The organism is Marivivens sp. ABH4_498, assembly GCF_056160585.1.
In genome coordinates, this window is sequence record NZ_JBSWXL010000012.1 from 1 (window position 1) to 10,989 (window position 10,989).

Here is a 10,989-nt window from a genome sequence, read left to right on the forward strand (position 1 = left end):
CGAGGCTTGGCCCGTTGCCGTTCTGGTCGGTCTGGGTTGCCGTCGCGTTGCCTTCCGGCTGAACGGTTGTGGATGTGGCGGTGTAATTGCCATTGGCATCCGCGGTGACCTGCGCGGTCTCTCCGCTCGGGAAGGTGATGTCGACGGTCGCAAACGGCTCTGCGGTGCCGGTGACGGTCAGCGTGCCATCGGTGTTGCCGTCGCCCGCCACGATGGTCGGCGCGTCAGGCACAGTCGTATCGACATAAGCATCCTCAAATTCGGCTGCTACTTCGCCGTTTACGACGACGGTAACGACACCATTCGGCTGGTACGGGGCGGAGGCAAAGGAATATCTGCCGTTTTCGCCAACAACTACCTGTTGGATCTCGCCATCGGGAAACGTGACTTCTACGATAGAGCCCGGCTCTGCCTCGCCTGACACAGCTAATGCCTGGTTTTCTTGCGTGCCAAAGTTTGCGGTTGGCTCTTGGGGTCCGCGATCAATAAGCGCAAGCGCAGCCCCGCCCAATCCCAATCCAGCAATCATTCCACCGGCGCCATCAGTCCATGCCCAGATCGCTGCATCGTCCAGGAAATCGAGCGGAGCAAGCACACCTTCGGAACGGAAATAGTCGATCAGTTGGATTGTGTTGCCATTATCGAGAGTGATAATCAGGTCATCACCGCTCCGCTTGCCGTCAGCGACGATGTCGTCATCAAAATTGAATTCGACCAGTCGAATTGAACGATCGACGATGTATTGTGCGGCATCTGCATTGGGCACCTGAAGGATTTCTTCTGGTTTAAGGTCATCTGGGCGATTGCCGTTAATTGCCCAATCGGAGATGCGGGTTTCGCTGGCCTGGTTCATGCTTGCTGTTCCTTCGGTTCGCCACAAAACGAGTAGTCTTGCGTGGTGCTCATATGAAACTGTTACGTGGGCTGGACGATTTTGGTTGCGACAATTCCGTAAGGTCACAAAATTATTTAGTCGGCTAGAACGGTCGTCGTGCCAGTTGTTTCGGAGACCAGAGAGATAAGAATGATGGGGATTCGGAAACTTGTTTAAAAAGAGCGATTAGAACCAAGCGTTCCAACGCGGCGGGCGAGCTTGCGTAGGCTAAGGTCTTCGTCGCGGTGCAAGTGGTTTTCAAACAGCGCCATTATCCGCGATAGGAGTTCAGTGTCTTCGGCCGTTGTTTCGGTGGTGTGTTCTGCTGTCATGTCTGCGGCGCTGGTTCGGCCAACGGTAGCGGCGATCCCCATGATTAGAATGAACGCAACCTGTGCCAGCGATCCAGCATATCCCAACCCCGACCAAAGGGGCCCACCAACCGCGGCGTATTTGTCCGACAAGAGGCTGAAAGGCCATCCGCGCCAGCGCAGGCAGCACGGGTGCCATCATGGCAATCGGTATTTGCAATGACGTGACCCGAAGGCCCCAACGCATCGATAGCGGAACAGACTGAACGCAATAACCCAACACCGGCCCTGCAAAAATCGGATGCGGGCGTAAAGTCATGTCTCGGTTCGCGATAACCCAGATCAGCGCGCAACCAAGGAAAAACGAGGTAATAAGGGGCAGGGGGACAAAGATCATCGTGATATTCAGGTGGGTATTACCGTCAGGCTATCCCTGAATGTGATTCAGGACGACGTTTATCGCGTTATTGGACGATCTAGCGATCCTTTGTGCGGCAATTCCTTTGGCAATCATCGCTGAAAGGAGAATGAAATGTCGCGGTTACTTACGTTTATGAAAGATCTAGGTTGCGCTGCGGCACTTGGGGCTGCTGGCTGGGCTGGTATGAATTAATGCGGCTACCGCATGATGGTGGGGCGGGCATTGCCTCTGGGTCGGCCTAAGCGCCAATTCGTGATCGAAATTTGAATTTCCATATTTGGTATCCATCATTGCCGGGCGGCAAGTCCGTTACCGTTGGAGGTAACGATGTTTTCCATGGCACCAAAGCAGGCCGCGCTGCGCCGCACCGCGTAGGGCAATTTCCCTTGGTTGTTATTTCCCATTGTTCAAGTGGCAACGCGGGGCCGTTCGGCTAGATCGCGTCCAAATTGGCCGAGGCGGCAGTTCGCGTTTGGGAACAGCCCGCCGATGTTTTCGCCGTTTTGGACGAAATCATAGATGACCCAGCGAAATACCCCTATATCGACGCGTCGAACATTACCGCGTAGGGATTTTCTGCGGGAGACTACACGGCGATGGCATTGTCTGGTGCACGCGTTGATTTTGATCGGTTGTAGCGGTCTTGCGTAGACACGGGTCATGGAATGTCAGATTGCGCATTTCTGGCTGATTTCGGGATCGATCTGAACGCGATGGATTTGGCTCCAAGGGCGCAAGAGTTGCGCGATCCGCGTATTGGGAACGCTATCATCATTGATCCGGAGATCATCAGCACGATCAACGATGACAGCCTGCGCGAAATCGATATCCCAATGCTGATCATCAATCTGGGGGCCGAAGATAGGGTTCCCGCGGGCGTTTATGCGGCTGATGCTGTGTCTAAAATCGCGACGGCACGGCATCTGTATATCGATGACGCGACGCATTTCAGTTTTCAGGCTGAATGCACCGAACGCGAGCCGCAGATTTTGCTGCACGAAGGCAACCCTGATCCACTTTGCCAAGACGCAGGCGGACGCCCAAGGGCTGCAATCCACGCCGAACTGATTGATATCATGACAGAATATTTGGCGGACGCGACATAGTGGGAGGGGGCGCATTGCCCCCCTTATTCCGTCTAATCGTCTGCGTTATGACAAAAGGCGCAGGTGGATTGGTGCACATCCGCAATTGTTGTGATGCTGGCGCGGGATTTGGCCAGCCGCCAACCGCCAGCGTGCCCTTTTTCTGAGGACAGTAATCCGGCCTCGCGCAGTTTGCCCAAAACGCGGCGCACGACTACGGGGTTTGTTCCAGCGTGGTCGGCAATGTCAGCCGATGTGCGCATCGCGTTTGCGTCGCTCGCCATATGGCTCAGCGTATGGAGGGCGAGTGACAGTCGACTGTTCCGCTTCATTGGGCGCTCGGTTTCGAAAACGATAAACATGTAACAATCGCAGTTTCATCTATCAGGTAACTACGTTAGTGGCGTGATTTTTGTGATTGCCGGAGACTCCAGATCTCAGATAAACGCCTGCCTGTTACTGTTCTTTCCGTACTTCGGGCCATGGTATGAACCGCAATCTGGGACAAACCACCCTACGGCGCAAAAGGCGAAACTGTGATGCTGCATAAATTGACAAAACCTGGCCAACTAATGTGCGGATAGGCGGCTGAATTGTGTGGCCCCGCTTTCTTGCCGCTCCAAGTGTTCGTTTAAGCTACCTTTCTTTCGAACGCGACCGGGCTTTTCCAACCTAATGCTGAGTGCCTTCGGCGCGGATTGTAGAAGCCATTGATACTGAAAATTTGCTAGTTCCGCATCTCTTCGCGTCTGCCACGACCTGCACCAGATTAGCTCTGCATTGATGGTCTTGAAGAAGGTCTCGACCGCCGCGTTTTCGTAACATTTACCTTTGCCGCTCTTTGATACCTTGAAGCCGTGCTGTCGCAGTAGTTTCTGGTAATCGTGTGCACAGTAATGCGATCCACGATCCGTATGGTGAATGCATCCTTTCGGCGGTTGTCGGAGCGGCGAGGCCATTTCCGCCATTGGTCCGAGGACAATGGACGAGCGCCATCTTCAACGCCCGGATCGCCAGATCACGTTTCATCCGGTTCGAGACGGCCCAGCCGATTACCCGCCGAGAATTCAGATCGAGAACAACGGCGAGGTAGAGCCATCCCTCTTGGGGCCACACATAGCTGATGTCGCCTGCCCATTTCTGATCGGGCCGGTCCGAATGGAAGTCCCGGTTCAAATGGTTCGGCGCGATGTTGAAAGGCGTGGTTGCTGTCGGTCGTCACCTTGTATTTCTTGGACCGTTCGATGCGTATGCCATTCTCGCGCATCAGTCGGCCAACGCGGCGATGGCCGATGTTCAGGCCAAACTCCTTCAGCTCTTTTGTCATCCTCGGGCGACCGTAGCTGCCCAGGCTGGCTGAGACGAGATTGTTCCTTGATGTTGGCCAAGATCACCTATCTCTTCGCTGTCTTGGGCTGGCAGGTCGGCTGCGATAGGCCCGCAGATCACGCGAACTGACGCCAACAACCTTACACAACCGATTGACTGGAAAGCTGGACCTGTTTTCTTCGACAAACCTGAATCTCATTGCCTTAGGCCCGCAAAGAACTGGGTGGCCTTTTTTAGAATTTCCCTCTTGTCTTAGGAATTTTGATATCCTGTGTCACATCAGAGCTATCCCCCGGCACGGCATTTATGCCGGGGGATAGCGGGGGTCGGATCGGTTCCCTCTGGGTTTTGAAGAACCGTGGAGGAGTAGGATCGCCCCCGCTCTTTTTGCTGACCTGAACGGATACTGGGGCTTTGGGCCTGAATGACAAGAAAAGGTGGGAAAGAGCTGTGATGAAAGCCATTGGAATAGATATCTCTAAAGCGACACTGGATGCATATCGCATGGACGACGGTGCCCATGCGCAATTCCAAAATGATAACAGGGGGCGGCGAGCGCTTCTTAAATGGATTGGCGGCAGCGTGGAGCTTGTCGTGTTCGAGGCTACTGGCGCTTATCATCGTGACCTGGAAATGGATTTGGCCAATGCTTCAGTTCCATTCGCCAAAGTTAACCCCAAATAAGCGCGGCGCTTCGCTCAAGCAATTGGCAAGCTGGCCAAGACCGATCGCGTCTATGCCGCCATGCTTGCTAAAATGGGGGCTGTTCTTGACTTGTCGCCACAAGCACCTGTGTCGCAAACATTACATAATATGAGGGAGTTACTCGCGGCAAGGCGCGCCCTCATCAAAGATCAAACTGCGGCACGAACACGACTGGGGACAGCATCTATGACCTCGGTTCAGGCAATCTTAGAACGCCGACTTAAACAGATTGCAAAGGACATTGAACAAATTGATGAAGGCCTGCACGAGCTATCTGATCTGGATCCAGCCTTCGCGCGAAAAGTCACCGTACTCGCGAGCATTCCGGGTATTGGAGCGCTTACCGCGATAACGCTTTTGATCGACATGCCCGAATTGGGAAAGATGGATAACAAACAGGCCGCCAGTCTTGCTGGCCTCGCCCCGATCTCGCAAAGCTCTGGGACATGGCAGGGCAAAGAACGCATTCAAGGGGGACATGCCCAATTGCGCAAAGCACTCTACATGCCAGCGCTTGTTGCTAGCCGTGTGAACCCAGAAATGATCAATAAATACAGACAGCTTGTCGATGCTGGGAAACAAAAGAAAGTAGCAGTGACTGCCATCATGCGAAAGTTGCTCGTAATGGCAAATGCCTTACTACGCGACGATCTATTTGTTCAGCGTCGACATGCCGACACCCAGGTCGTCAGCCACCTGCTTGCGCGTGAGCCAACTTGTCAGCGCGATACGCACCGCACCAGCGCGGAATTCGTCCGTCCGTTTCAGTCCCATAGTCAGTCTCCTTTGTTGCAGTAAATGCTATCAAAGGAGCGGCATCAAACCGCGACAGGTCCAAAATCTAAGCGGGTCATCATTGAGCGATGTGAAGCGATAGAAATCATTTAGTGGCAATCGTTTAACAATAATACTTGGAGTGATCTCTTTAATCGTCTTTACCGCTGCTGAGACGCTCTTTTCTGTTTCGCGGAAATGAAACAGTGAGGTCTTGTGTCCGTCTTGCATAAAGGCAACTGTTGGATTTCCGTGGCAGCCGGATACTACTTGTACTTTGGCTAAATCGACATTCAGTCCCAAGCCTAAAGATTTTACGTAAGCTTCTTTCAGGGTCCAAATTTTCCAAAAGAGCGCGGAGCGTTTATTTGTAGGCAAATTCTCTACCAGCTGTCGTTCGTTGTCCGTAAATACCTTTTCCATAACCCCAGATGGGATTTCCGAATTGGCCTGCTCTATATCTATCCCTACATCGTTGCGCTTTGACAAAATCGTTGCAATAGAACCGTTCGAGTGGCTGATGTTGAAATGGATGTTGGGGCAATTCTCTAAGGCGCTTAGCATTGGCTTGCCAAATTTACCGTATGAAAACTCTATTTTTCGTGCAGGCCTTCCTACGAACTGTTGCAGTTGCAAACGCAATAAGGCGTGGCTGTATAGATAGTCTACGCGAGCGCCCGGATGCTTTACTCTAGCAGCTTTTTCCTGATCTTCTTCGCTTAAAAAATTGTTCAGTTGGTCCAAATCATGTTTGGCAGTCACAGGTACATCGAAGAGACAAACAAGCGCGTCAACTCCATGCATGAAAGTTTACTCAATTTAGGAATGGGGTAAATAAAATGCCCAAAGCCATTTCTGGCTTTGGGCGGTATTATTATTCTGCAGGTAGTCCGTGAGGAGGGACTATAGTTGACGATGAGGAAGTCGAAGCAACACGACATTGGTCGAGAACCATGGCGACGCTGCTTAGGTCTTCAGCCTGCAACACTTCGGTCAGTGGGAATGTAATCGATTCACCTCGTTGTTGAAGCTGCCTTTCAATAGCACTAGTGAATTGGACAATACCAATCGAGGCTAACCCACATTCTTCCAGCGTGTCATCAAGCTCTGGTTCCAAGCCAGTGATTTTTTCGATCGTTGTCAGAACTAAAGCTTGAGACGATACAGGCGATTTTGATCCTACGTTTTGCTTTTTTTTGAAATGCGCAATCAGACTAGAGGCAAGTTGCCGAATTTTTGGATCGATCGGCTCGATCGCGCGGGTGAACAGTACAACTAGTGCAACAACATAGAAATACTCATACCATTCTACAGCGACTGGTTTGGGACTAAACCAATAAAACAGCTTTTGATCGTCCCACCAATTCCACCATTCACCGTTTCGGGTTATCGCAAAATACCACTGGGCCACCATCTGGTGAAACAAGAAACAACCAAGCGCTGTGGGCGCCAAGTTTTGTGCAATCAACCGGCTGCTGAATAAGCGCGCGGTGGCGCCTTGGCCAGTCGCAATACAGAACATCCAAAGTAGGGTAATTGGAGCAAATAAACGCGGATAGATGTTATCCCAGATCCGATTAACCGTTGCCACGTCGACATGAGAATTGGCTACGTCAGGGAGCATAAAAAAGGTTTCAGTCGAAACATAGTCCGCAGTTGCCGGAATGTAGCCTTGAAGGACCTGCGCTACGCTTAGCGCGATAATCAGTACAGAAATACTGTCCGCGATGGTGCCCCAAATGTGTTTTCTAAGCCACTGAGCTGGTTGTACTGCATCGTATATGAAAGCAACAGCCATACCTGCAATGAAGTAGATGGCCCAGAACGGTGCAAACAGATAAAAACTCAGTATTGTGGTGTTATCTTTGGCTGCCAAAGCGACTTGATCACTGACAAGATCTTGGCTCATGCCCGATTGTATATCGAAAGCATTATAGCCATGAGCTGAAATCGCAAAAAACTGCCAAAAACCTATCAAAATCATTGCGTTCAGAGAAAGTAGGCCGAGCGTTGCAAGCAATAGTTTTTTGGTATCGCCCCGAAGTTTGTGTAGTAGGTTGTAAGCAAATGGAAACAAGACTAGGCACTGAATGTACATCGAGATGAACCAAAGGTAGAACCCCACCCACCATGATGCCTGCCACAAAGGTGACGCCTGCAGCCCTACCAAATGAATTGTTACCGTGGACAATAGATTTTGCCACCAAGAGCCTTGTATCCAAGGCGTACCATGGCACATGCCAGAGTATGTTTCGCCACCAACCCAGTTAAAATCCGACGTGAAATTTGCCGGAGAACACACAACCAACATGTTTATAAGGGCAAATAGAACTGCCACGGCATATAGAGGATAAAAACTCAAAATGCGCGAAGCAATAAAGCCAATTTTTTTGTGAATTGGCGGAGGCATTACCAAGGCCAAAGAAAATCCAGCAACGGCGAAAAAGGTATGCACATGCCAAGGGAATTGACGTAGGTTTGAAAATGCCTGCCATGAATCGTTCGATCCGATGTGCATGAACATCACATAACACGCCAGCAAAAAGCGAAACCCTGCTAGGCTGGAATGGCTGACAATCGTCTTTTCATAGCCACCGACCGTTTGGTTTACTGGCGTCGTTACAGTCTCAATTGCGTTTTGTTCTTGGGAAAGTAGTGCCGCTGCGCATTTGTTGCGCATGTATTTTCCAGTCGCAGTTCGCGGTAAGTCCGATTTTTCAACGATCCGCCAAATCGTCGGGATTTTGAATGACGCAACCTTTTGGTCCTTCAGATATCTACGCAGCTTTTTGAGTGTTTCACTTTCTGACTGACGCTTTGCCTCATCATTTAGAATGATGGCACAAGCGACTTCCTCCCCGTAAATTTCAGAAGGAGCGGGGAAGCACACCGACGTATCGACCAATGGGCTAGCATTCAAAACTGCCTCAAGCTCGAAAGGAGAGACTTGCTCGCCACCGCGTTTGATCAACTCTTTTTGCCGCCCGCGCAAAAACAAATTCCCATCTGCATCTAATTCGCCAAGATCACCGGTTCGAAACCAGTTCGCATAGCCTTCTTGGTTTGTATTTTTCAACAAAAACCGAGAGCCGCTGTTCGCTTCTGGGTTGTCTAGATAGCCGTCAAAGACGGTTGAACCTGCAATGCAAATTTCACCGACATTTCCGTAAGGCAAAGGCGTAAGCGTGACAGGATCGACAATTGTTAGAGAGGCTGAAACAGGTACACCGACAGAGTTGGGGACTTGCGCCCAACCTTGGTCCGAAAGTGCTGGCTGCGAAATAGGCATTTGTTCCGACATGCTGTATGTAGAAACGATCGGACAACCAAAAACCTGTTCAAGATTAACCTTGTCCTTTTCCTTCAAAGCCGCGGCCCCCGATCGAACCATTCTTAGGCCATGTCCGCTCCACCTGCCATCGGCGTCAAGTTTAGCATCGTTACTTGTCTGTAGGTGTCGTATTAGCGCGTTGTGAATTGTAGGAACCGCAGAATACCATGTCGGCTGGGGCTGTGATTTGGACAGACTTTGCGCCATTGTTTCAGCAACAAATTGATCTTCGCAGCAAATGGATGCGCCAACAACTATCGAAGCAAGAACCGTCGCGCTAATGCCTCCAATATGATCAAGCGGCATGACGCTGTATGTCACGTCGTTTTGGTCTAACCCAAGTCCGTCAGAAAGAAGTGAAGCGTTTAGAATGAGCGAGCTTTGAGTAAGAGGAACAACTTTGGGTTTGGATGTCGTCCCCGAAGTTCGGAGCAAAAGCGCAGTATCATTTGGCGAGCGCTGCAATACAGCCGAATCTTGATAGTTTTCGTTGCTGTGTTGGAATGTGAATAGTCCCGGTCTTTGATCGCCAATCATTGTTGCCCAGTGAACTTTGACCGTTGGCATGGTGTCCAATGCTGACTGAACGCCCGCACACTTCACATCATCAAACAATACGATATGCGACAATTCGAATTGTTTGATCGCTTCGGCCGCATCTGCTTTGCTCAGACCAGCCGAAAGTGGCACCGCGCATGTTTGTGCTGCAAAGGTAAGAAAAGCCGCTGCGGATTGGGCCCCGCCCCCTGGTCGAGGAACGTATCCAACTCGGTCATTTTCTTGGACACCGATCCGGCGCAGGTCTCCTGCTCCAGTAGGGGACATAAAATCTAGAAGCTGACCGTAAGAAGTCGTATTGTTTGGATCAACGTCCTTTGCCAATCGAAGTAACGGATTGGAGCGTTCGGCCCTTAGCAAAGCTTCGAAAATGGTTTGAGGCATCGCACTGAAATCAGGGGAAACGGTGGTGCGTTGCACTGTTTGGTTCACGACGCGTTTAGATTTTGGGCTCGTCTCTAGGCGTCGAGTTGGGCTTGGTTCAGCGAAATTGTCAGAGTCTTCGTGGGAAAGAAAATAGGATATAGCATCACGAATAGGGGAGGGGTCAAAATCGACAAAGGAAAATTCGTGGCCGCACGGCACATACACGAGCTTTTCTCTGCCATTTTGCATGGTTTTCAAGAAAGCTTCGCTGGCCCCACGAAAGTGGTCATTCAGGCCGATGATATGAAAGCTGGCAAAATGAGTTGGAAACGCAGGTTCAGGACCAAGTTGTAAATTGGCACGCCATTCATCCAAGTTTTCAATGCCTGCAGCACAAGTAAAGACACCGCGCTCAAACGCAGATCCTTCAACAAACTTGCCCCACGGAATGTGAACACCACGTTCTTGAAGTGCCTTAATCAAAGCGTGGTCATTTGGAAGATTATTTACCAAATGGGCAATCAGAGCGCCCTGACTGAAGCCAAAAATGGTCTCGTAGCGCGGGTTGGCATCAATGTGCTTTAGTACGTGCGCAATAGCAGCACATAGTTCGTCGAGCGCCCCCTGTTGGCCAAAGCCGTCTTTCCACGCTGTATAGAACCAATTAAAGAATGGCGCCCCAAGATCGGTGGGCACACCACAACCTGGCACATCACTGTGGATGGGGGCGGTTAAATGATAGGTATCGGCCTTTTCTAGCCCAAGGTTTTGGAATTGAAATAATGATACCGCCTCGTTTCCACCTTTTCCGTGCAAAGACAAAATGCGCGGTTGCGATCTTTTTTCTCTGCACCTTTTGGCGTCGTTCCCGCCAGTGGTTACATGCGGAAAACTTAAACTATTCATCACGAGTTCCTTCAGCAACAATTTAGTGTGCCTCCCATCACACCGATTAGAAAACCCCGCCCCCTTATCAGAGGGCGGGCGGTTAGGGTTTTAGGCTTGGGCGATCATGTCACGGTTCATCGTGTAGGTGCCCATGTGGGTCGCCTGGTCCAGCACATGGGGTTTGATAGCCGCCAGCGCGTCAGGGCCTGTGAATGCGCCGCTGAGGGGCAGGTAGTCCGTGTCCAGCGCGTAGACTGTGAAATGATAGTGGTGAATGATGCTGTCGTTCCAAGGTGGGCAGGGGCCATCATAGCCGCCATAGTCACCGGCCATGTCTGCGTCGCCAG

At 51.0% G+C, this 10,989-nt stretch carries 7 protein-coding genes and 4 pseudogenes; 3 read left to right on the plus strand and 8 right to left on the minus strand.

The window, feature by feature from the left end:
- Positions 1-853, minus strand: an 853-nt coding sequence (locus tag ACXAGA_RS16335) for an Ig-like domain-containing protein (protein ID WP_475118537.1), incomplete at its 3' end; no start/stop codon positions are given.
- Between the two features lie 194 nt (positions 854-1,047).
- Positions 1,048-1,248, minus strand: coding sequence for a hypothetical protein (locus ACXAGA_RS16340; RefSeq protein ID WP_475118538.1), 201 nt, complete (start codon positions 1,246-1,248; stop codon positions 1,048-1,050).
- A 1,023-nt stretch (positions 1,249-2,271) separates the two neighbouring features.
- On the opposite strand from ACXAGA_RS16340, the gene ACXAGA_RS16345 reads away from it, so the two are divergent.
- On the plus strand, positions 2,272-2,712 hold the full coding sequence (locus tag ACXAGA_RS16345) for an alpha/beta hydrolase (protein WP_475118539.1): 441 nt from the start codon (positions 2,272-2,274) through the stop codon (positions 2,710-2,712).
- A 71-nt stretch (positions 2,713-2,783) separates the two neighbouring features.
- Here the strand turns inward: ACXAGA_RS16345 and ACXAGA_RS16350 are convergent.
- A pseudogene (locus ACXAGA_RS16350) lies at positions 2,784-3,023 on the minus strand (RrF2 family transcriptional regulator); the annotation flags it as partial.
- 299 nt (positions 3,024-3,322) lie between these two features.
- Positions 3,323-4,255 (minus strand): annotated as a pseudogene (locus ACXAGA_RS16355) (IS3 family transposase); the annotation flags it as partial.
- Positions 4,256-4,473: 218 nt separating this feature from the next.
- Here ACXAGA_RS16355 and ACXAGA_RS16360 point away from each other — a divergent pair.
- Both ACXAGA_RS16360 and ACXAGA_RS16365 read left to right on the plus strand, forming a co-directional pair.
- Positions 4,474-4,704, plus strand: a complete 231-nt coding sequence (locus tag ACXAGA_RS16360; RefSeq protein ID WP_475118540.1) for a hypothetical protein — start codon at positions 4,474-4,476, stop codon at positions 4,702-4,704.
- A 207-nt stretch (positions 4,705-4,911) separates the two neighbouring features.
- A pseudogene (locus tag ACXAGA_RS16365) lies at positions 4,912-5,268 on the plus strand (transposase); the annotation flags it as partial.
- Positions 5,269-5,379: 111 nt separating this feature from the next.
- On the opposite strand, the pseudogene ACXAGA_RS16370 reads toward ACXAGA_RS16365, so the two are convergent.
- The 4 genes and pseudogenes from ACXAGA_RS16370 to ACXAGA_RS16385 form a co-directional block, all read right to left on the minus strand.
- Positions 5,380-5,499, minus strand: a pseudogene (locus ACXAGA_RS16370) (transposase); the annotation flags it as partial.
- 30 nt (positions 5,500-5,529) lie between these two features.
- Positions 5,530-6,261 (minus strand): 4'-phosphopantetheinyl transferase family protein, encoded by a 732-nt coding sequence (locus ACXAGA_RS16375; RefSeq protein WP_475118541.1) that lies wholly within the window; start codon positions 6,259-6,261, stop codon positions 5,530-5,532.
- 112 nt (positions 6,262-6,373) lie between these two features.
- Complete coding sequence (locus tag ACXAGA_RS16380) at positions 6,374-10,660, minus strand: AMP-binding protein (protein WP_475118542.1); 4,287 nt, start codon at positions 10,658-10,660, stop codon at positions 6,374-6,376.
- Positions 10,661-10,750: 90 nt separating this feature from the next.
- The coding region (locus ACXAGA_RS16385) for a YbhB/YbcL family Raf kinase inhibitor-like protein (RefSeq protein WP_475118543.1) at positions 10,751-10,989 on the minus strand (239 nt) is incomplete at its 5' end.